The sequence below is a fragment of the Lysobacter oryzae DSM 21044 genome, assembly GCF_059568595.1.
Genome location: NZ_JCANTQ010000008.1, coordinates 530,724 through 551,725, shown reverse-complemented (window position 1 = coordinate 551,725; position 21,002 = coordinate 530,724). Strand labels below are relative to the sequence as shown.

At 66.2% G+C, this 21,002-nt stretch carries 16 protein-coding genes; 5 read left to right on the top strand and 11 right to left on the bottom strand.

Going from position 1 to position 21,002, the window contains the following annotated elements; all coding sequences use genetic code 11:
- Positions 1-20 precede the first annotated feature (20 nt).
- From BP05_RS02790 to BP05_RS02775, 4 genes are all read right to left on the bottom strand, one after another.
- Positions 21-1,310 (bottom strand): lipopolysaccharide biosynthesis protein, encoded by a 1,290-nt coding sequence (locus BP05_RS02790; protein WP_496360203.1) that lies wholly within the window; start codon positions 1,308-1,310, stop codon positions 21-23.
- A 21-nt stretch (positions 1,311-1,331) separates the two neighbouring features.
- On the bottom strand, positions 1,332-2,525 hold the full coding sequence (locus BP05_RS02785) for a glycosyltransferase family 4 protein (protein WP_496360201.1): 1,194 nt from the start codon (positions 2,523-2,525) through the stop codon (positions 1,332-1,334).
- A 303-nt stretch (positions 2,526-2,828) separates the two neighbouring features.
- Entirely contained in the window at positions 2,829-4,013 is a 1,185-nt protein-coding gene (locus tag BP05_RS02780) for a right-handed parallel beta-helix repeat-containing protein (protein WP_496360199.1), read from the bottom strand.
- A gap of 333 nt (positions 4,014-4,346) precedes the next feature.
- Complete coding sequence (locus tag BP05_RS02775; protein ID WP_496360197.1) at positions 4,347-5,519, bottom strand: BON domain-containing protein; 1,173 nt, start codon at positions 5,517-5,519, stop codon at positions 4,347-4,349.
- A 208-nt stretch (positions 5,520-5,727) separates the two neighbouring features.
- Here BP05_RS02775 and BP05_RS02770 point away from each other — a divergent pair, with 208 nt between their 5' ends.
- The gene (locus tag BP05_RS02770; RefSeq protein WP_496360195.1) at positions 5,728-6,291 is read left to right on the top strand and encodes an RES family NAD+ phosphorylase; all 564 of its coding nucleotides are present in this window, start codon (positions 5,728-5,730) and stop codon (positions 6,289-6,291) included.
- Between the two features lie 68 nt (positions 6,292-6,359).
- Here the strand turns inward: BP05_RS02770 and ligD are convergent, their stop codons facing one another.
- The 6 genes from ligD to BP05_RS02740 all read right to left on the bottom strand — a co-directional run bounded on the left by ligD (position 6,360) and on the right by BP05_RS02740 (position 15,073).
- A complete protein-coding gene (gene ligD, locus BP05_RS02765; RefSeq protein WP_496360193.1) occupies positions 6,360-8,798 on the bottom strand; it encodes a DNA ligase D in 2,439 nt (812 codons plus the stop codon).
- 61 nt (positions 8,799-8,859) lie between these two features.
- The gene (locus BP05_RS02760; RefSeq protein ID WP_496360623.1) at positions 8,860-10,047 is read right to left on the bottom strand and encodes an MFS transporter; all 1,188 of its coding nucleotides are present in this window, start codon (positions 10,045-10,047) and stop codon (positions 8,860-8,862) included.
- Positions 10,035-10,427: a fluoride efflux transporter CrcB gene (crcB, locus tag BP05_RS02755; RefSeq protein WP_496360191.1), complete on the bottom strand. Its 393-nt coding sequence runs from the start codon at positions 10,425-10,427 to the stop codon at positions 10,035-10,037. The genes BP05_RS02760 and crcB overlap by 13 nt, the downstream gene beginning before the upstream one ends.
- A 73-nt stretch (positions 10,428-10,500) precedes the next feature.
- On the bottom strand, positions 10,501-11,859 hold the full coding sequence (locus BP05_RS02750) for a replication-associated recombination protein A (RefSeq protein WP_496360189.1): 1,359 nt from the start codon (positions 11,857-11,859) through the stop codon (positions 10,501-10,503).
- Between the two features lie 74 nt (positions 11,860-11,933).
- Positions 11,934-12,569 carry an outer membrane lipoprotein periplasmic chaperone LolA gene (gene lolA, locus BP05_RS02745; RefSeq protein ID WP_496360187.1) on the bottom strand — a complete coding sequence of 212 codons (636 nt, stop codon included), beginning with the start codon at positions 12,567-12,569 and terminating at the stop codon, positions 11,934-11,936.
- 134 nt (positions 12,570-12,703) lie between these two features.
- Positions 12,704-15,073, bottom strand: a complete 2,370-nt coding sequence (locus BP05_RS02740; RefSeq protein ID WP_496360185.1) for a DNA translocase FtsK — start codon at positions 15,071-15,073, stop codon at positions 12,704-12,706.
- 395 nt (positions 15,074-15,468) lie between these two features.
- On the opposite strand from BP05_RS02740, the gene trxB reads away from it, so the two are divergent.
- From trxB to infA, 4 genes are all read left to right on the top strand, one after another.
- Positions 15,469-16,422 carry a thioredoxin-disulfide reductase gene (gene trxB, locus BP05_RS02735; protein ID WP_496360183.1) on the top strand — a complete coding sequence of 318 codons (954 nt, stop codon included), beginning with the start codon at positions 15,469-15,471 and terminating at the stop codon, positions 16,420-16,422.
- On the top strand, positions 16,422-17,540 hold the full coding sequence (locus BP05_RS02730) for a GNAT family N-acetyltransferase (protein ID WP_496360181.1): 1,119 nt from the start codon (positions 16,422-16,424) through the stop codon (positions 17,538-17,540). Before trxB ends, BP05_RS02730 begins: the two co-directional genes overlap by 1 nt.
- A gap of 44 nt (positions 17,541-17,584) precedes the next feature.
- The gene (gene aat, locus BP05_RS02725) at positions 17,585-18,331 is read left to right on the top strand and encodes a leucyl/phenylalanyl-tRNA--protein transferase (RefSeq protein WP_496360180.1); all 747 of its coding nucleotides are present in this window, start codon (positions 17,585-17,587) and stop codon (positions 18,329-18,331) included.
- A gap of 98 nt (positions 18,332-18,429) precedes the next feature.
- Positions 18,430-18,648: a translation initiation factor IF-1 gene (gene infA, locus BP05_RS02720; RefSeq protein ID WP_031372296.1), complete on the top strand. Its 219-nt coding sequence runs from the start codon at positions 18,430-18,432 to the stop codon at positions 18,646-18,648.
- Between the two features lie 66 nt (positions 18,649-18,714).
- Here infA and clpA read toward each other — a convergent pair whose 3' ends face one another.
- Positions 18,715-20,997, bottom strand: coding sequence for an ATP-dependent Clp protease ATP-binding subunit ClpA (clpA, locus tag BP05_RS02715; protein ID WP_496360177.1), 2,283 nt, complete (start codon positions 20,995-20,997; stop codon positions 18,715-18,717).
- Positions 20,998-21,002: the final 5 nt, after the last annotated feature.

Below are 21,002 nucleotides of genomic sequence, written 5' to 3'. Positions count from 1 at the left end.
GCAGCAACCTGTCCGCCAGTTCAACGGAATTCCGCACCGAATCGCCTCGCACCGACCCATGTTGTCGTGAACAGTGCGATCTCGCCGCCAACGATCGCGTAGGCAGCGCCCATCTCGCGATGCCCTGGGATCAGCAGCAGGTCCAGGATGATGGTGACCATCGTCGCCAGGGCCATCATCAACACGCGGTAATACATGTGCGTTCCGGTCAACAGGATCGACCCAACGGCGGTCGAAAGGAATCGGATGGGAGGACAGAGCGCCAACACCGAGAGCACGGGAACGACGCCGAGATAGGCCGGACCGAAGATCCGCGGAACTGCCACCGGCATGGCGAACAGCAGCAGAACGCCGATACTGCTGCCCAAGCCCAGCATCGCGATGATTCCGCGGCGGTAGACCATCCAGAAGCGGGAGCGGTCGTGCGCGGCCCACCGATGCAGCTTCGACAGCAGGAATTTCTGGTAGATCGTCGTGGGGATCAGATAGATGGCGGACATGACCGCCATCGCGATGCCGAAGCGACCGGCATGGATGTCGCCTCCTAGGTACTTGAGCATCACCGTGCTGACCTGGAAGAAGATCGGATACAGGGCGGCTGCCACGCCATACGGCCATGCCTGCGCCCACACCTCACGCGCCGATGGCACGGACATGGCTGGCCAGCGCTCCGGTCGCGGCCCATGGCCGTGCAATTCCATCTCGCCGCGGAGCATCGCGCGCACGTGCGGGATGGCCATGGTCGCGACGAGCGCCGCAACGACGCCATACCCGAGCGCGATGGGCAGAACCTGGGTGGCTGCAAGCAGCACGGCCAGCAGTGCCACCACGAGGCGGCCCGCAGGGAGCAGGAGCTGCCACCCCGCCAGCACCTGATAGCGCTCTTCGAGGCGCAACTTGCAGCCCACGAGTTCCACGGCAAGAAGAGCTGGAACCATCGGGATCAGGAGCAGCAATACCCGTCCCGTCGTCGGCGGAACCAGCGCCGCCCAGGCGATCACCGCGGTGCAGGCCAGCAGGCCCGTGAGCACGCTCAAACGCACGGAAGGAACGGTCCAACGATCGGCCGACCAGCCTTCGGCGCCATAGACCCGCAACCGGAACTGCGACAGCCCGAAGCCGGCGAACGGCGCAATCATGCTCACGGTCGCCAAGGAAGAGGCGAACAATCCGTAGGCGGCAGGTCCCAACTGGCGCGCCAACAGCGATTGCGTCGCCAGGACCAGTACCGCGCCGACTGCGGTCGCCAGCGACAGCAACGAGAGCGCTGCCAGTGCCCGCTTCACGCCGGCGAACCGCACGATGCCCACGGCTGCATCAGGGCGCGACACTCAGGCGGCCTGGCGCGCGGACCGGGTGGCTTCGCTTCCCGCGCGCCAGCCGGAGTGCGCGAGCAGTTCCTCGTACACCTCAACCGTGCGGCGGATCACCAGCTTCTCGTCGAAATCGCTGAGCGCGCGGTTCCGCGCCGATGCGCCGAGGCGATCCAGGAGTTCGCGATCGTCATCCAGGCGGACCAGCAACTCGGCCAGCGAGGCCGCGTCGCGCGGCTGCGCATGCAGCCCGTCGATGCCGTGGCGGGTAACCACCTCGCGGCAGCCCGGTAGATTGGTCGTGACCAGGGCCAGCCCGCACGCGGCGCCCTCGATCAGGCTCTTCGGCACGCCCTCGCGGTAGTAACTGGGCAGCGCCATCACATCCACGGAGCGCAACAGCGCCGGCATGTCCTCGACGTGGCCGAGCCATTTCACCAGCCCACTGCGCACCCATTCCTCGACCTGGGACACTTCCACCGAGCCGGGGTTTCCCGGATCGGGCGTTCCGGCCAGCAGGAACTCCATGTCGCCGCCGCGCGCGCGGACGAGCGCCGCTGCATCCACGTATTCCTGCACTCCCTTTTCCCATAGCAGGCGCGCCGCGAGCAGGACGCGCAGGGGCTTCCGCGCCTGCCCCACGCGCGGGGACGCATGCGGGGCGAAGCGGCTCGTGTCGACGCCCGAACTGCGGATCAGGCGTATGCGGTGCGCGGGCACCAGTCTGGAGCTGACGAACGCGTCCGCGTCGTCCGGGTTCTGCAATACGAGGCGCGAGTTCTCCTGCCCCAGCGTGCCGCGCATCAGGGCCTTGACGACCGGGCGCAGGGTCTTCGCCATCAGCGACTCGCTGGTGAAGACATAGCCCATGCCAGCCACTGCATTGACCACCGCAGGCACCCTGGATATGCGCGCGGCCAGCGCACCGTACACCGCGCACTTGACGGTGAAGTTGTGCAACAGATCCGGACGTTCCTCGGAAAGCACTCGCACCATGTGCCGCAGCGTCGATACTTCGCGGGCAGGATTCAGGCTGGCGCGCTGCATGGGCAGCGTCAGCCAGCGGATTCCATGTTCAGCGAAGCGCCCGCCGAATGGACCCGGCGGCGACAGCATGACCACTTCGGCGCCCTGTTCCTGCAGGTGCAATGCGGTGGGGAGGCGGAAATTGTAGAGATACCAATCGGTGTTGGCGAAGAACATGAACTTCATGTCGGTCCTGCGTCATCCTTCCGTATCGATTGGACGGGCGCATTATCCGAAGCAGGAGTGAAGGTCACTTCATGTTTTCGCCATCGTCGCGCAAAGAGCGACACACATCGAGCGATCACCGTTCAAGCAAGGCTCAGTCTTCATGCGTGCGATTCGGAACGCCGCGCCTTGAGTGATGCGCCGGGATGGCGTCGTGCAATGCCCTGTTGCAGGCTGTTTCTTGCGACCTGGATTGACGCAAAAAAAAAGATGGCCGGGCGAAACTCCTCCGCCCGGCCATCGACCCCCGCTTCTTCCATGAAATCACAACGCGTAGTAGTTGGTCCCGACGTTCATGCTGTAGCAGTCCGCAGTCACTTCCAGCTGCCAGGAGCTCTTCATCGTTCCGGATGAGCCGGTCCCGACGATGCTGGTCAGCGCGCCGATGGATTCCTTGACGCCGTAATACAGCGTCTTGTTGTTGCGGAACGTATTGGAGCTGATCTGGTATCCATGCGCGGCGCTACGGGCCGACACGCCGTACAGTCGGTTGTGCATGATCTTGTTGTTGACCACGTAACCGCTGTCCGCGTTGAGCAGCAGGACGCCGTAGCCTTCGTTGTATTCGATGGTGCAGGCCTTGATCACCACGTTCAGCACGGTCTTGTAGACCTGGATGCCGTTGCCGGCATTGTGGTGGATCCAGCAGTTCTCCACGCGCACGCCGCTGGTGCTGGCACCCGCATCGGGATCGGGCTCGATGTCGATGCCGCAGCCGGGCTTGATGCCGCTGGTGAAACTCAATTCGGAGTCGTACACCTTGACCCCGCGGGAACGCCCGATCGTCACCGCCTGGCGCCGGTTGCCGGTGGAGACGATGTTGGCGACCGCGACATCGTCGCTCGGTATGGTTCCCGTGGTTGCGGCGGCGCCGCCGATCGACAGGCCATCACCCCAGCAGCGGGACAGCCGGATGTCGCGCACGGTGACGCGCTTGGAACCGCGCACCATTATCGCGTGGCCCCACTCGCCCGTCGTGCCCATGTGCTGGTCGCGCTCGCCGATGATCTGGCCGCCGGAGATTTCCACGTCGCTGACCTTGTAGACGTTCAGCACGTAGTAGCGGTCGACCGCGTTCGGGATCGCCACCAGCTTGGCGTCGGGCGCGAGCTGCAGGTGCATCTGGCTGCGCAGGCGCAGGTTGCGCACCGCGTCGATCATGTAGGTTCCGGCGGGCACGTACACGGTGCCACCGTCGGTCGGCAGCGCATTGATGGCAGCCTGGATCGCTGCGGTGTCGTCATGCACTCCGTCGCCGAATGCGCCGTAGTTGCGCACGTCCAGCACGGCGGCGCCACGCGTACGGGAGGGAGCGATGTAAGCGGCAAGCGCCGGCAATGCCGTGGTGGCCAGTCCCAGCGACACGGCGACGGCGGAGGACTTCTTCAGGAAATCGCGGCGCGCCATTCCCGGCGCGTGCGCGACGCGCACGTATTCTTCGACGTTCATGGAAACCCCCCTTCTGGCGCCGGCCGCCACGGCTCCGGTACAAGCGGCTGATCGGCCTGGGTAGCAATGCCAGGCTCAGGGGGAATGTATAGATATCGTGAAAAAAATCCGTGGCGCGATCTCGGTTCTGTGAGGCGATTCAATCAAAGCGCCATGAATCATTCATGGGTGTGATGATGAATACGAGAGCACAGTGCGCGATCGATTCAGTGCTTCATTCACTCGCGTAAAGAAACGCGACGCGCTATCAGTTGTGAAGGTGTCCCGCCTCGGCTTGACCAAGCAAGCCCCGATGGATGCTGCCACTCGGGACAGCATCCATCTTCACGCCCATCAATGCGACGTCGTGTCGCCGCTGGTGCCGGAGGTTGGCGTCGACGAGCTGCTACGGGACGACGTGCCGGTCCGAGTATCGGTGGTGGACTGTCCCTGGCCAAGGCTGCTGGCCATCGAACTCACCTGGATGCGGTTGTCGACCTCCTTCACGCCGATGCAGGAGTCCGCAATGTCTTCGGCGCGGTGCTTCATCCAGCGCTGGTCGACGGCGCCTTCCAGGGTGACCTTGCCGGCCGCGACCCGGACCGTGATGTCGCTGGCGTCCAGATCGTCGTCGTCGGTCAGGCGCTCGTTGATGTCTTCGGCGAGACGTTCGTCGGAACGGCGATAGTTCTTCGGTCCGACTCCCCGATAGCTGGTGGCGCCGTAACCGCCATAGCCATACTGGCCGGGGGCAGTGCCGTAACGCCCCGAACTGCTGCTGCCGTATTGCTGCGAGCTCAGTTCGCGGCCGCCGTAACCGGACATTTCGCCCTCATCCATGTAGCCCTGGCCTGCGTGCTGCGAGGCGCGGCTGCCGGATGCGCTGCTCGCGCCACCAAGGCGGCTGCCCTGCGTGCGCGAGGACTGCTGGGTGTAGCCGGAACCCTCGCCATAGCCTTGGTTGCGGCCATAGGTGTTGTAGTCGCTGCCGAACGAGCCTTGCGCGCCATAGCCCTGGCGGCTGCGGTAGTAGTCGCTGCTGCCCGCCTGCGCGCCGTATTGCGCGCCCTGCTGGCGTCCAGCTCCGCCCTGCCCTTGCGACCGTTCGGCGTAACCCGAGGCGCCGTAACGCTCCGGTCCGCCCTCGTAATCCCAGTTGCCCCGATCGTCGTCCCAGCCGACGCCTTGCGCGCGATCCGAGAACTGGCCGCCGTAGTATTCGCCCCGGCTCCGATTCGCCTGGGTAAAGGACTGCTGCGTCCGGTTGCGTTCGGCCTGCCCCCGCTCGGCTTGCTCGCCATAGCCGTACTGGCTCCGTGCCTGGCGCGCGGAGCCGCGGACGTTTCCTTGCTCCTCGCCGTAGTTCCGGCCGGACAGGTGATCGCGACGGTCGTCGTCGTCCCGATGATTCATGTCTTCTCTCCTCTCGTTAAGCCAATCGCGACCCGCTTGTACGCATCGCTCGCCAAAGCGCACGACTTCCTGCGCCATTTCTTTCAGTTCATGACCGATATTGGAGTCACGCATTCGGACCCTCCTCTGGCTTGAATTGATTGCAACCGTTAGCGGAAAGCCAGCACCCGCAAGCCAGCCGATTCCACGGGAAGCATGGGACCGTGCGCGTTATGCGCGCGTGCTGTGGCCGCGATGACAACGAAAAATGCGGGCACCGGAATCGTCACCGTCCGTGCGCGCTTTCCGCCCTACTCTCGCGGGCAAAACGCGGAGCCAGGACGTGGCCCAGGAGCGCACTCGCAAGCGACAGTCCAACGCCGCGCCCGCCGTGGGCGAGTTGGCGACCGATGCCGCGATCACCGCCTTGGCGGAGCCCGCTTCCGACCCCTCAACAATTCCGGTGTTCCGGGTGGTCACGCGGGATGTGGCCAGCAGCGCGTTTTCCAGCGAGGCGAACCGCTCCGGCGGGCGCTGGACCAGCCCGGGGGTGGCGGCCGTGTACGCGTCGACCGCGCCCGCGGGCGCGATCCTGGAATTCCTGGCGCATCTGGATGGCGAGAAGCCCATCGATCTCGCGCTGGTCTCCGCACGCTTGCCTAGCCGGCATGTCGTTCGCGCCCGCGACCTCCCGCGTGGTTGGCGGGAGACGCCGCATCGCGATGATGTTCGTGAATACGGAAATCGATGGGTCGAGTCAGGCAGATCCCTGGCGCTTGCTGTGCCGAGCGTGCTGTGCGAGCGATCGACGAACCTCCTCATCAATCCCGGGCATGAGGACGCCAGTCAACTCATCATCGAGAACGTCGAACCCTTCGTCCTGGATCCGCGCCTGCTGCGCGAGTGAGGACGGCTGCGGCGACTGCCGCGGTGGGTGTGCATGGGGCTGTGCGATCGGAGGCGCGTCCGCACTTTCTACTTGGGCTTGGCGACCGGCAGGACCGGGGCGCCGGCAATCAGCTGGGCGACGTCCTCGGGAATGTCGCGCTTGGCGGCATTGGCGATGCTGAAGCCATCCGGGCGGCGAATGCGCGTCAGTTCGTCCCAGGTCAGCAGCATCGCGGCGGGGGCGCCCGGACGCGCGCGCAACGACCAGGCGGCGACGCTCGTGGCGCCGCGACCGTTGCGCAGCCAATCGATGAAGATGCGTCCTTCGCGCTTGGCCTTGCTCATGGTGGCCACGTAACGATCCGGTGCTGCGCGCGCGAGGTCGCCGGCAAGGGCTTCGCAGTAGTTCCGGACCTGGTCCCAGCCGGCATGCGGGCGCAACGGTACGACGACATGCACTCCCTTGCCGCCGGTCAACCGCGGGTATGACGGCAGGCCCGCGTTCGCCAGCCGGTCGCGAATTTCCACCGCCGCCCTCCTGACGTCCTTCCAGGCCAGGGCGGGATCGGGATCGAGGTCGAACACCATGCGATCGGGCCGCTCGAGGTCGGCGACGTGTGAACCCCACGGGTGGAACTCGATGGCATTCATCTGCACCAGGTTCATCAGGCCGGAAACGTCGTCGACGTGGAAGTACTCCGCCGTGCCGCCATCGGCCTCCTTGATCCGGACCCGCTTGACCGAATCGCCGAAGCCCTTGCCGGCGTGCTTCTGGAAGAACCGCTGCCCCTCGATGCCATCCGGACAGCGGACCACGGACAACAACCGTCCGGATATTTCCGCCAACAAGGGCTCGGCCGCCGCCAGATAGTAGTCGTAGACCTGTTGCTTCGTGGCCTTGATATCGGGGTAGACGATGCGCGTGGGACTGGTGAGCGTCGGCAGTGGCTCGGGCTGCTCCAGGTCCGCCGCTGGCTTGCGGTCCGCGCGCAGGCGGGAGAACGACGCCTGGCGCAACAGCCCTTCCTTGCCCCAGCCGCGGAAGATCACCTCGACGACGAGCTGCGGCTTGACCCAGTGCACCCTGCCGGGCGGGAGCGGCGTATGCGCGGGCAGCGCCACCACTGGCTCGCTGGTTTCAAGCGTCTGCAGCTTGCGCGGCAACTCCTGCAGCATCGCGTCACTGAGGCCTGAGCCCACACGCCCCGCGTACACGAGCTTGCCCTTCTGGAGCTGCGCGAGCAGCAGCGCGCCGATGCCCTTGCGGCTGCCTTTGGGCTGCGTGTAGCCAACGGCGACGAACTCGCGCGTTTCCTGCGTCTTCACCTTCAGCCAGTCGCTGCTCCTGCCGCTGCGATAGGCCGCATCGGCGCGTTTGCTGATGATTCCTTCCATGCCGCGCTGGCTCGCCGCGGCGAACACCTCGGGGCCATGCCCCACCACGTGGTCGCTGTAGAACAGGCGTGGATCGCTGCCCTTCAACAGCTCGCGCAGCAGGATCTTGCGCCACTGCAGTTCGACGCCGCTCAGGTCGATGTCGCCAAGGCGCGGCAGGTCGAACACCGCGAGGCGCAGCTGGTCGGTCTTTCCGCTCTTCAAGGCGGCCTGCAGCGCGTTGAAATCGCTGTAGCCCTTGGCGTCCACCGCAATCAGTTCCCCGTCGAACACCGCGCGGAAGTCCAGTTCCGCCAGCGCGGCCTCCAGTTCCGGCACGCGGCCGTTCCAATCCAGACCGTTGCGCGACCACAGGCGGACGGCGCCGCCCGGATCCGTCGCCGCGATCAGGCGATAGCCGTCCCATTTCCATTCGTGCAGCCAGCCATCGCCTTCCGGTGCGAGCTTGGCTGCGGTGGTCAGCATCGGCGCAATGAAGCCGGTCTTGCCGGCGCGCCGGGCGCCTGGCAGCGAGCGGGCGCCATCGAGCAGGCGCTGGTGCATCGCGGAAGTGCTTGCCGCCTTCTTCGTGCCATTGGCGGTGCCGCGCGCACGTGTCGACTCGCGCTTCGCAGTCACGCCTTCGAGCAGGTCGTCGGCTTCGAAGTCGCCGGCATGGCTGTCATTGCGCTTGAACAGCAGCCATTGCGGCTTCACGCCGCGCTTGCCGGTACGCACGAGCTTCCAGCTTCCCTTCAAACGGGATCCCTTCAGTTCGAAGTCGAGACTGCCGCGCTCCAGCGCCTGCGCCGGATCGTCCTCCGTCGTCCAGGTTCCGCGGTCGAACACCGCGACATGGCCCGCACCGTAGTGCCCCTCGGGTATGGTTCCTTCGAAGGACGCGTACGAAAGCGGATGGTCCTCCACTTCCACTGCGAGCCGCTTCTCGCCTGCACGGAACGACGGGCCCTTCGGCACCGCCCAGCTGCGCAGGACGCCGTCGACCTCGAGGCGGAAATCGTAATGGCGCGCCCGCGCGTGGTGCAGTTGGACGACGAAGCTGCGCGCCTTCGCCTTGCGCGGGGCCAGGCGTCCCCGTGGTTCCGGGGTCTCGCGGAAGTGACGCTTGCGCTGGTATTCCTGAAGGCTCATCGCAGTAAGCACCGACGGTTCGCTGCACCTTCGCGCAAGGCCTGTAGCCCCGCGGTGAAGCTCAATCGGCCGTGCCGCGCAACCACGCCACCATGAGGATCGACGCCAGCAGGGCGCAGCCCGCACCGAAGGCGAAGGCCGCGAAGACGGAGAACTTCTCCCAGAGCTCGCCGAACAGCAGCGAGGCCGGCAGCAGCGCGACGCCCAGGGTCAGGTAATACCACCCGAATGCCGTACCCAACTGCTCGCGCGGCACCAGATCCGCCACGAGCGCCTTCTCCGCCCCTTCCGTGGCGGCGATGAAGATGCCGTAAGCGATGAAAAGCGCCCACACGCCCCAGGGTTTTATGCCGCTCCAGCCCAGCAGCAGGTAGATGGCCGCATAGGCGAGCCAGCCACCGATGATCAGGCGCCGGCGTCCGAAGCGATCCGAGAGCGCGGACAGCGGTGTCAGGAATACGGCTGCCACGCCCGACATCGTCGCCCACAGCAACGGAATCTGCGCCTGCGGGACGCCCAGTTCGCGTGCGCGCATCAGCAGGAACAGATTCGACGAGTTGCCGAGCATGAAAAGCGCCAGCACAACCAGATAGCGGCGAAACGCCGGCGGAAAATCGCGCAGGTGCCAGTTGAATCCCGGTGCCGGCGCGTGTGCGCTCGCGCCGGCTTCCGGTTCGCGCAGCCGCAACGTGGCGATCAACACCACCACGGCGGGGATGGCCGCGCACCAGAAGACCGTCCGCAACTGGAACCCCATCCCGAGCAAGGCCGCGGCGATCAGCGGACCGAGCACCGCGCCTGCATTGTCCATCGCCCGGTGGAAGCCGAAGGCCAACCCGCGCTGGCCGGCATCTACGCTGCGCCCCAGCAGGGCATCACGCGGCGAACTGCGCAAGCCCTTGCCGATGCGATCGGCGAGCCGGCACAGCAGGACGAACCACCATCCCGTCGCCGCGGCGATCAGCGTGCGCGCCAGGCCCGCCACTCCGTAGCCGCCGACGACGAACGGTTTCGCGCGCCGCATGCGATCGGACCACACGCCCGAGGCAAGCTTGAGCAGGCTGCTCACGGCTTCGGCGAGCCCCTCTATCAGCCCCAGCACGCGCGGGCCGGCGCCGAGCATGCCGGCGAGGAACAGGGGCAGCAGCGGGTACACCATCTCGCTGGCCGCATCGTTCATCAGGCTGATGAATCCCAGCAGCCAGACGCTGCGGGGCAACGACCTCAGGCTTGCAGTCAGGGCCGCCACAGGTGTGCGATCCGCGCGCCGCCCCAGACCAGCAGCAGGCCGAGCAGCAAGGTCAGCAACAGGTAGAGGAAGGCCAGCTCGGTCCGCGACGAACGCGAATACAGCAGGCACTCGATCATCAATGCCGAGTACGTGGTGAATCCGCCAAGCAGGCCGACGACGAGGAACGCGCGCCAGTACAGCGCCGAGGCACCGCGGCCCTCGAGCCAGACCGCGAGGAAGCCGCCCGCGAACGCACCCAGCAGGTTGGCCGCGAAGGTACCCCAGGGGAATCCGTCGCCCACTTGCCGCAGCATCACGCCGCCGAGCCAGTAGCGCCCAGCGGCACCGAGCGCGCCACCGAGCATCACCAGCCACAGTTGCTGGAACCACAAATTCATGCGCTTGCAGTCCTTATCGCCTGTGGCGCCGTCGGTCGCGGCGCCGCCGCAGGCAGGGCCATCGACATGCCGGTCACTCCCCTGCCCCGTTGCGCGCCGCCTCACGGGCCGCCCGCAGCGCGTCGAGCTTTTCCTTCAGGCGGATTTCCAGGCCGCGATCGACCGGGCGGTAGTACACGCGTTCGCCCATTGCATCGGGAAATCCGGTCTGGTCCAGCGCGATCCCGCCTTCGACGTCGTGGTCGTACTGGTAGCCCCTGCCATAACCCAGTTGCTTCATCAGCCGGGTCGGCGCATTGCGGATGTGCAGCGGAACGGGCTGCGTGCCGTATTCGCGCACGTCGTCGCGGGCCGCGTTGAAAGCTGCGTAGCCCGCGTTGGATTTCGCCGTCGTCGCGAGATAGATGGTCAACTGCGCCAGCGCGAGCTCACCTTCGGGGCTGCCGAGACGGTCGTAGGTTTCCCAGGCATCGATCGCCATCTCCTGGGCCCGGGGATCGGCCAGGCCGATGTCCTCGATGGCCATGCGCACCAGCCTGCGCGCGAGGTAGCTCGGATCCGCGCCGCCGTCGAACATGCGCGCGAGCCAGTACAGCGCGGCATCCGGGTTGGAGCTGCGCACGCACTTGTGCAACGCGGATATCTGGTCGTAGAACTGCTCGCCACCCTTGTCGAAGCGGCGCGTGCGGTCCGCGAGCACCTGTTCGAGCGTCGCTTCGGTGATCGCGCCGCCCTCGCCGGCCAGGTCGGCGGCGATCTCGAGGAAGGTCAGGCCGCGGCGCACGTCACCGTCCGCCGCCGTCGCGATCAGGTGCAGAAGGTCATCGGCGATCCGCAGCTTGCGGTCGCCCAGTCCGCGCTCCCCGTCGTCCAGCGCACGCTTGAGCGCAACCGCGATGTCGTCGGCCGATACCGACTCCATGACATGGACGCGGCAGCGCGACAGCAGCGCGGAATTGAGTTCGAACGAAGGGTTCTCGGTGGTTGCGCCGACGAAGATGATCGTGCCGCGCTCGATGTGCGGCAGGAACGCGTCCTGCTGCACCTTGTTGAAGCGGTGGACCTCGTCGACGAAGAGCACGGTGCGGCGCCCGGCGGCGAAGCGCTGTGCCGCCTCGGCCAGGACTTCACGCACCTGCGGCAACCCCGACAGCACGGCGGAAATCGCCTGGAACTCGGCATCGGCGTAATGCGCCAGGAGCAGCGCCAATGTCGTCTTGCCGCAGCCGGGCGGCCCCCACAGGACCATGGAATGCACGTGACCGGATTCAATGCCCTTGCGCAGCGCGGTGTTGGGGGCGAGCAGCCGCCGCTGGCCGACCATTTCATCGAGCGTGCGCGGACGCATGCGCTCCGCGAGCGGGCGCAGGTGGTCCTGGTCGGAATCCAGCAGGTCGGCGGCGCGTTTGTCCGAAGGGCTGCGGCGTGGCATGCAGCCATTGTAGGGCTTGCCCCTGCGGGGATCTTTGCCTGGCCGTCACCGGGTGCCGGGGGCCAGGCAATGCCTCAGCCTTCGCCGATCACATCCACGCCCTTCGGCGGTGCGTAGCGGAACGTGCTGGCAGGGAATGCGGGATTGCGCTTCCAGCTGCTGAAACTGATCTCTGTCCGCTGTCCCAGGGCATCGATGACCTGCATCTTGACGAGGCCAGCCTTGCCGAAACCGAGGCGTGCGGAGCGGAAGCTGGCGTCGGCGGCGTTGCCCTTGGGCGTCAGCACCAGCCAGTCGAGGCCACTGGCCGAACCGCCTTCCTTGACCACGAACTGCGCCTCCAGCTTGCCAGGATCGATCAGCGCGGAAAGCGGGCTGTTCTGTTCTTCCGCGCCCTGGGGACGCTTGGTCACCTGCTGCAGGTCCGGATCGTAGACCCAGACAGTCTTGCCATCGGCAACGATCAGCTGCGGATACGGCTTGACGTATTCCCAGCGGAACAGGCGCGGCGCCGAGAGCGCGACCTTGCCGCTGGAGCTCTCCTTGAGCTTGCCCTTGGCATCGAACACCTGCTGCGAGAACGTGCCATCGAGACCCTTCAGCCCTTTGCTGAAGGCCGCGAGGCCATCGCGCGCGCCGGCGAACGCGACGCCGGGAATCAGCGAGATGGCGACGGTCGTGGCGAGGGCGAACTTGAACAAACGATTCATGGGCGACTCCAGAAAACGCATGGGGAGAGTCTGGCGAAACGAAACTGAACAAGGTGGGATGAAAGCCGGGGGTCCGCGCCCACCCCGGGGCGCTCGATTCAGCTGTCGCCCCGCATCGAACGGCGAATGCGACGCTATTTCGGAGGGGGCGGTGCGAGCACGCTGCGATCGCCGTTGTGCTCCGGCGGCGTGACCACGCCGGCGGCTTCCATGGCCTCGATCAGCCGGGCCGCACGGTTGTAGCCGATCTTGAGCCGGCGCTGCACGCCGGAAATCGAAGCGCGGCGGGTTTCGGTGACGATCCGTACGGCCTCGTCGTACAGCGGGTCGGACTCGTCCCCCGCCCCGCCGCCGCTTTCCGGCAGGCCGGTGGCGCCGACCACCACGCCATCCCCGAGGGTCTGCACTTCGTCAAGCACGCCTTCGATGTAGTCCGGCGAGCCGCCGATCTGCTTGAGGTGCTCGACCACGCGATGCACTTCCTCGTCGCTGACGAAAGCGCCATGCACGCGCTCCGGCAGTGCCGTACCGGGCGGCAGGTAGAGCATGTCGCCGTGGCCCAGCAGGGTCTCCGCGCCGGACTGGTCGAGGATGGTGCGCGAATCGATCTTGCTGGAAACCTGGAACGCGATGCGCGTTGGGATGTTGGCCTTGATCAGGCCGGTGATGACGTCCACCGACGGGCGCTGGGTCGCCAGGATCAGATGGATGCCGGCCGCCCGCGCCTTCTGCGCCAGGCGCGCGATGAGTTCCTCGACCTTCTTGCCGACGATCATCATCATGTCGGCGAATTCGTCGATGAACACGACGATGAAGGGCAGCGTCTCCAGCGGACGCGGCGCCTCGCCCAGTTCCGCGTTGGGCTTGAACAGCGGGTCCATCATCGGCTGGCCCGCGTCGATCGCGTCCTTCACCTTCTTGTTGAAGCCGGCCAGGTTGCGCACGCCGACGGCCGACATCAGCTTGTAGCGCCGCTCCATTTCGGCCACGCACCAGCGCAGGCCGTTGGCGGCCTCCTTCATGTCGGTCACGACCGGCGCCAGCAGGTGCGGGATGCCCTGGTAGACGCTGAGCTCCAGCATCTTCGGGTCGATCATAAGCATGCGCACGTCCTTGGCGGACGCCTTGTACAGCAGCGACAGCACCATCGCGTTGACGGCGACGGACTTGCCGGAACCGGTCGTACCCGCGACCAGCAGGTGCGGCATGCGCGCCAGGTCCGCCACCGTCGGGCGGCCGGCGATGTCCTTGCCCAGCGCCAGCGTCAGGGGGCTGGGCGACTTGTCGTACTCCTTGGAGCGCAGCAGCTCGGAGAGGAAGATCATCTCGCGCGACGTGTTCGGCGTTTCCAGGCCGACCACCGACTTGCCAGGGATGACGTCGACCACGCGCACCGACTTGACCGACAGGCCGCGCGCGATGTCCTTGTCGAGCGAGCTGATCTGGCTGACCTTGACTCCGGGCGCGGGCTCGAGCTCGAAGCGCGTGATCACCGGCCCGGGATAGGCGCCGACCACCTGCGCGTCGATGCGGAAGTCCTTGAGCTTGAATTCGATCTGGCGCGAAAGCGTCTCGAGCGTCTCCTCGCTGTAGCCCTTGGGCTGGGGCTTGGGATCGTCCAGCAGCGCCAGCGGCGGAATGCCGGTGCCGTCGCCGACATGGAACAGCGGGATCTGCTGCTCGCGCTTGGCGCGGTCGCTCTTCTCGACCACGGGCGCCGGCGGCGGTTCGATCTTCACCGGCGTCCGCTTCGCACGCAGTTCGATGTCGACCTTGCGAGCCTCTTCGCGCTCCTCGCGGTAGGCGCGCGTCTGCTGCCATTCGGTCGCCTGCTGGCTGCCGCGACGGAACAGGTTGCTCAATAGTGGCGGAACCGCGAGCGTCCACTGCCCCAGCTTGTCCATGACCGTCAGCCAGGACAATCCAGTCGCGAGCGTTACCGAAACGAGCAGCAAGGCGAAGGTGAAAAGATTCGCGCCCATCGGGCCAAAACCCTTATGCAGGGAATTGCCCACCAGCCGCCCCAGGATGCCGCCGGATCCCGCCGGGAAGTAATCCGGAGACGCGACACGCAGGTACAGCAGGCCGGTAGTGGAAACGAGGAAGCCCACGATGCCGATCAGTCGCAGCGCTGGCCCCAGGTCGGCGTCGCCGTCGCCATCCGTGTCCATGCCGAACAACGCGATCCAGGCAATGAAGCCGAGCATGATCGGCAGCAGGAACGCGACATACCCGGTGAGCAACAGCAGTCCGTCGGCGATCATGGCTCCGACGCGGCCGCCCACGTTGTGGAGCGGTACGGTCACGCTGCCCGAATGCGTGAACCCCGGATCGGTGGAGGAATACGTAAACAGGCTCGCCATCAGGTACAGCAGCAAGGGCGCGATCAGGATCAGCGCGATATCGCGCATGAGCCTTTGGCGGCGCGGCGATGGCGGTGCGCGCTCTCTGCCGGCCTGTTCCGCCTTGGCCTTCTTACGGGTAGCTGCCTGGGCTTGCGCCACTGTGAGGTTCTGCCTGAGCTAGGTACTGTTAGTTGTTGAAGATACGGGAAAAAGCCTTGCCTTGGAATAACTCACCCGCCGCGGCCATCCCTGGGACGCGATTCGAGCATAGCGGGGAATCCGACGACCGAAACCCGATCCTGGCCTAGCGGACGCGGTCTTGGAGCCGACGCCCCTCGCGGTGACCGGCTCGGCTCCTTCACCGCGCCGTTTCGTGCGATGCGTCGGACGCGTAGCCGATCGAGATCGCAACACTGCAGATCGCGGCGCTTGCCTTGTAATGCCGCGACGCGGCCGCCACTCTATTGCCCACCCGGCGCATCGACGATGCGACCGCCCCGATCCCGATGCATCCATTGCGCCGCACAGGGCGCCCAACAGCTGCGATTACACCCATGACCCCATCGAAGCACTCCAGCCTGATCATCCTCGGTTCCGGTCCTGCAGGCTGGACAGCTGCCGTGTACGCGGCGCGCGCCAACCTCAAGCCTGTGGTGATCACCGGCTTGCAGATGGGCGGCCAGCTGATGACGACGACGGAGGTCGACAACTGGCCCGGCGATGCCCATGGCCTCATGGGGCCCGACCTGATGACCCGCATGCAGGCCCATGCCGAACGCTTCGATACCGAAGTCGTATTCGACCACATCCACACCGCGGACCTGTCGCGTCGCCCGTTCCGGCTCAAGGGGGACAGCGGCGAGTACACCTGCGACGCCCTGATCATCGCCACGGGCGCCACCGCCAAGTACCTCGGCCTGCCTTCCGAAGAGGCGTTCAAGGGCCGCGGCGTTTCCGCCTGCGCGACCTGCGATGGCTTTTTCTACAAGGAACAGGATGTCGCCGTCATTGGCGGCGGCAATACGGCGGTGGAAGAAGCCCTGTACCTGTCCAACATCGCCCGCAAGGTCTACCTCGTGCACCGCCGGGACACGCTGCGCGCGGAGAAGATCATGCAGGACAAGCTCCAGGCCAAGATCCAGGCCGGCAAGATCGAGCCGGTTTGGCACCACGTCGTCGACGAGGTCCTCGGCAACGACGCGGGCGTGACCGGCGTGAGGGTGAAGTCGGTGCAGGATGGCTCCACGCGCGACCTGGCGATCCACGGCCTGTTCGTCGCGATCGGCCATACGCCGAACACGACGCTGTTCGAAGGCCAGCTGGACATGAAGAACGGCTACATCACCATCCGCACCGGCCTTGCCGGCGAAGCCACGGCCACCAACGTGCCGGGCGTCTTCGCCGCGGGTGACGTGGCCGACCAGGTCTATCGCCAGGCAATCACCTCCGCGGGCTTCGGCTGCATGGCGGCGCTGGACGCAGAGAAGTTCCTGGACAAGGAAGGCTGATGGCCCAAGCGCGCATCGCCAGCGCGCTTTCCACGATCCACGCGGCGCAGTGGGACGCGCTGCACGATGGTTCCAATCCTTTCGTTTCCCACGCATTCCTCGCGGGCCTGGAGGAGAACGGCTGCCTGCGCTCGGAATGGGGATGGACGCCCCACCACCTTGCCTTATGGGAGGGCGACCGCCTCGTTGCTGCCGCCCCCGGGTACGCCAAGACGAACTCGCATGGTGAGTTCGTATTCGACCATGCCTGGGCCCATGCATTCGCACGGCACGGCCTGGACTACTACCCCAAGTGGCTCTGCGCCGTGCCGTATTCGCCGGTCCCCGGACCGCGGCTGCTGGCGGCGGACGACACGCATCGCCGCGAGTTGCTGCAGGCCATGGTCGGGCTATGCCGGGAGGACTTCTCCTCGGCGCACATCAACTTCCTCGCCGAACCGGATACGACGTTCGACGCCGACTGGATCGCCCGCACCGACGTCCAGTACCACTGGCGCAACATCGAAGGCTGGCGGAATTTCGACGAATTCCTCGCGACCTTCGACCACAAGCACCGCAAGAACATCCGCCAGGAGCGCGCCAGGGTGTTGCGGGCCGGCGTCCGGTTCCGTCGCGTCCACGGCGACGAGGCGAGCGAGGCCGACCTGACCACGATGCATGGCTTCTACCGCCGCACTTTCGCCGAATACGGCAACCATCCGGCCCTGACCCTGCCCTTCCTGCAGCACCTGGCGCGGTCGATGCCGCGCGCCCTGCTCCTGATCCTGGCCGAGCGCGACGACGAACCGATTGGGGGCGCGCTTTGCCTGCGTGGCGGCGACACCTTGTATGGCCGCTACTGGGGGGCGACGGAGCAGGTGCCGGGACTGCATTTCGAGGCGTGCTACTACCAGGGGATCGACTACTGCCTGCAGGAAGGCCTCGCGCGTTTCGAACCCGGCGCCCAAGGGGAGCACAAGCTGGCGCGAGGATTCCTGCCCGCATTCGTGCACAGCCGGCACTGGATCGCCCATGAGGGCTTTCGCGAGGCGCTGCGCCAGTGGTGCCTCCAGGAAACCGCGTCGATCAGGCGTTACGCCGACACGCTGGCGATGCATTCGCCATTCCGGCAGCACTGACCCGGGCTCCACCTCCGGCGCCGGTTGAGCGATGATCCCGACGAATGTCGATACGCCTGCCCGCCCTGTCGCCGGACCCGGAGGCCCCATTTCCGCCTGGGCAGTCCGCCCTGCGCCATCCGGAAGGGCTGCTGGCGATCGGCGGCGACCTGACGCCGCAGCGCCTGCTCAACGCGTATCGAGCCGGGATCTTCCCCTGGTACTCCGAGGACCAACCGATCCTCTGGTGGTGCCCCGATCCGCGCACGGTGTTTCGTAGCGACGGTGTCTACCTCTCATCGCGCTTGCGGCGCTGGCTGCGGCACAGCCGCTGGACAGTGCGTGCCGACACCGCCTTCGAGCAGGTCATCCGCGCCTGCGCCTCCGTGCCGCGCCGCGCGCAGCAGGGAACCTGGATTACCGACGAGATGATCGAGGCGTATCGGGAACTGCATCGCCGGGGCCACGCGCATTCGATCGAAGTCTTTGCCGCCGAGCGGCTGGTGGGCGGGCTTTACGGCGTTGCCGTGGGCAGGATGTTCTTCGGGGAAAGCATGTACAGCGCCGAATCGGGCGGGTCCAAGGTGGCGCTCGCGGCGCTGGCCCACCGCATGCGGGAATGGGGATGGCCCCTGCTCGACGCCCAGGTCGAGAACGACCACCTCCGCTCGCTTGGCGCGGAGCCATGGCCGCGAGATGCCTTCCTGGCCGCGGTCGCCGAGCTGACGGCCGCGCCGGAGCCTGCCGGATCGTGGGTGGAGCGTTTCGGCGAACTGGGCGCCGCTGAACTGGTGCCGGCCGCGCGCAGCTGAACCCGGCGCTCCCTGCGCCACCGAGTCGGCTTTTGTGGCAGAATGCGCGGCTTCGCGGGCGCTCGCGCCCGTCTACCCAACGCGCAACCGGAAACTTCATGGCAAAAGACGATGTGATCGAATTCGAGGGCACGGTGGCGGAAACCCTTCCGAACACCATGTTCCGCGTGCGCCTCGAGAACGGCCACGAGATCATCGCCCACATCTCCGGACGCATGCGCAAGAACTACATCCGCATCCTGACCGGCGACAAGGTGAAGGTCGAAATGACCCCGTACGACCTGACCAAGGGTCGTATCACCTACCGCATGAAGTGATCGCGGACAGCGCATGAAAAAAGGCGGCCATCGGCCGCCTTTTTCTTTGCCCGGATATCTGCCGCATCACACCGTGACCGGCAGCAGCTTCTCCGGCTCGGCTTGCGCTTCGACCACCAGTTCCTCGTCCTTGACGTCGATGGTGACGCGCCCGCCGCCCACCAGCTTTCCGAACAGGAGCTCGTCGGCCAGCGGCCGCTTGATCTTGTCCTGGATGACGCGCGCCATCGGCCGGGCGCCCATCAGCGGATCGAACCCGTGCTGGGCCAGCCAGTCGCGGGCCGACGGGGTTGCCGTCAGCGAGACATTCTTCTCGTGCAGCTGGGCCTCCAGTTCGATCAGGAACTTGTCCACCACCCGCAGGATGTGATCGAAGCCGAGCGCCTGGAACTGCACCACCGCGTCCAGCCGGTTGCGGAACTCGGGGCTGAAGGCGCGGCGGATCACTTCCATGGCGTCGGTAGAGTGGTCCTGCTTGGTGAAGCCGATCGAACGCCGGGAAGCCTGGGCCGCGCCGGCGTTGGTCGTCATCACCAGCACCACGTTCTTGAAGTTGGCTTCGCGGCCGTTGGTGTCGGTGAGGATGCCGCGATCCATGACCTGCAACAGGATGTTGAAGATGTCCGGGTGCGCCTTCTCCACCTCGTCCAGCAGCAGCACGCAGTGCGGCGTCTTGACGATCTTCTCGGTCAACAGGCCACCCTGGTCGAATCCGACGTAGCCCGGGGGCGCGCCGATCAGGCGGCTCACCGAGTGCGGCTCCATGTACTCGGACATGTCGAAGCGCACCAGCTCGATGCCGAGCTGTAGCGCGAGCTGCTTGGTCACCTCGGTCTTGCCAACGCCGGTCGGGCCGGCGAACAGGAAGTTGCCGATCGGCTTGTCCGGATTGGCCAGGCCCGAGCGCGCGAGCTTGATCGCCGAGGTGAGCGTCTCGATCGCAGCGTCCTGACCGAAGATCACCATCTTCAGGTTGCGCTCGAGGTTCTTGAGCACGTCCTTGTCGGATGCCGACACCTGCTTGGTCGGAATGCGCGCCATCTTGGCGACGATCGTTTCGATTTCCTCGGTGTCGATCAGGGTCTTGCGCTGGTCATCTGGCAGCAGGCGCTGGCGCGCGCCGGCCTCGTCGATCACGTCGATGGCCTTGTCCGGTAGCAGGCGGTCGCCCAGGTGCTTGACCGACAGGTCGACCGCCGCCTGCAGCGCCTCGTCCGCGTAGGTCACGCCGTGGTGCTGCTCGTACCTGGGCTTGAGTCCCTGCAGGATCTCCACGGTCTCGCCCACCGTCGGCTCGACGATGTCGATCTTCTGGAAGCGGCGTGCCAGCGCCCGATCCTTCTCGAAGATGCCGCGGTACTCCTGGAAGGTGGTCGAACCGATGCAACGAAGCTCACCCGACGCCAAGGCCGGCTTGATCAGGTTGCTGGCGTCCATGGTGCCGCCCGAGGCGGAACCCGCGCCAATGATCGTGTGGATCTCGTCGATGAAAAGGATCGTGTCGGGCAGCTTCTTCAACTGCGCCAGCACGGCCTTGAGGCGCTTCTCGAAGTCACCGCGGTACTTGGTGCCGGCAACCAGCGCGCCCAGGTCGAGCGAATAGATCGTGGCGTCCGCCAGGACCTCCGGCACGTCCCCATCGACGATGCGCTTGGCCAGCCCTTCGGCGATTGCGGTCTTGCCCACGCCGGCCTCGCCGACGTAAAGCGGATTGTTCTTGCGGCGGCGGCACAGGACCTGGATGGTGCGTTCGACCTCGTTGACTCGTCCCACCAGTGGGTCAATCCGACCTTCGCGTGCCAGCTGGTTGAGGTTGATGGCGAACTCGGCGAGCGCGTCGCCCTTCATTTCGCCTTCCCCGCCCTCCCCCTGGCGCGAGTCGCCTTCGTCCTGGTGCTGGGATGACTCGTCCCCGCCGTGCTTGGCGATGCCGTGCGACAGGTAATTGACGACATCGAGGCGCGCGATGTCCTGCTGGTTCAGGAAATAGACGGCGTGGGAATCCTTTTCGCCAAAGATCGCCACCAGCACGTTCGCGCCGGTGACCTCCTTTTTGCCCGAGGATTGCACGTGGTAGACCGCGCGCTGGAGCACACGCTGGAAACCAAGCGTGGGCTGCGTGTCGCGGCCGTCGTCGTCGGCCAGCTTGGCCACCGAGGTGGAAATGGCCTGCTCGAGATCGCTGCGCAGGCGGCCGAAATCCGCGTGGCAGGCTTTGAGGACGGCTTCGGCCGACGGGTTATCGAGCAGCGCCAACAACAGGTGCTCGACCGTCATGAACTCATGGCGCGCCTCACGGGCGCGCTTGTAGCACTGGCCGATGCTGTATTCGAGATCCTTGCTGAACATGGGGC

Bases quoted from the DNA above. Each gene is read 5' to 3' on its own strand.
- BP05_RS02730 (WP_496360181.1), top strand. From the start codon at position 16,422: ATGGCCCAAGCGCGCATCGCCAGCGCGCTTTCCACGATCCACGCGGCG.
- aat (WP_496360180.1), top strand. From the start codon at position 17,585: ATGTCGATACGCCTGCCCGCCCTGTCGCCGGACCCGGAGGCCCCATTT.
- infA (WP_031372296.1), top strand. From the start codon at position 18,430: ATGGCAAAAGACGATGTGATCGAATTCGAGGGCACGGTGGCGGAAACC.
- ligD (WP_496360193.1), bottom strand. From the start codon at position 8,798: ATGAGCCTTCAGGAATACCAGCGCAAGCGTCACTTCCGCGAGACCCCG.
- clpA (WP_496360177.1), bottom strand. From the start codon at position 20,997: ATGTTCAGCAAGGATCTCGAATACAGCATCGGCCAGTGCTACAAGCGC.
- BP05_RS02750 (WP_496360189.1), bottom strand. From the start codon at position 11,859: ATGCCACGCCGCAGCCCTTCGGACAAACGCGCCGCCGACCTGCTGGAT.
- BP05_RS02785 (WP_496360201.1), bottom strand. From the start codon at position 2,525: ATGAAGTTCATGTTCTTCGCCAACACCGATTGGTATCTCTACAATTTC.
- BP05_RS02775 (WP_496360197.1), bottom strand. From the start codon at position 5,519: ATGCGTGACTCCAATATCGGTCATGAACTGAAAGAAATGGCGCAGGAA.
- trxB (WP_496360183.1), top strand. From the start codon at position 15,469: ATGACCCCATCGAAGCACTCCAGCCTGATCATCCTCGGTTCCGGTCCT.
- BP05_RS02780 (WP_496360199.1), bottom strand. From the start codon at position 4,013: ATGAACGTCGAAGAATACGTGCGCGTCGCGCACGCGCCGGGAATGGCG.
- crcB (WP_496360191.1), bottom strand. From the start codon at position 10,427: ATGAATTTGTGGTTCCAGCAACTGTGGCTGGTGATGCTCGGTGGCGCG.
- lolA (WP_496360187.1), bottom strand. From the start codon at position 12,569: ATGAATCGTTTGTTCAAGTTCGCCCTCGCCACGACCGTCGCCATCTCG.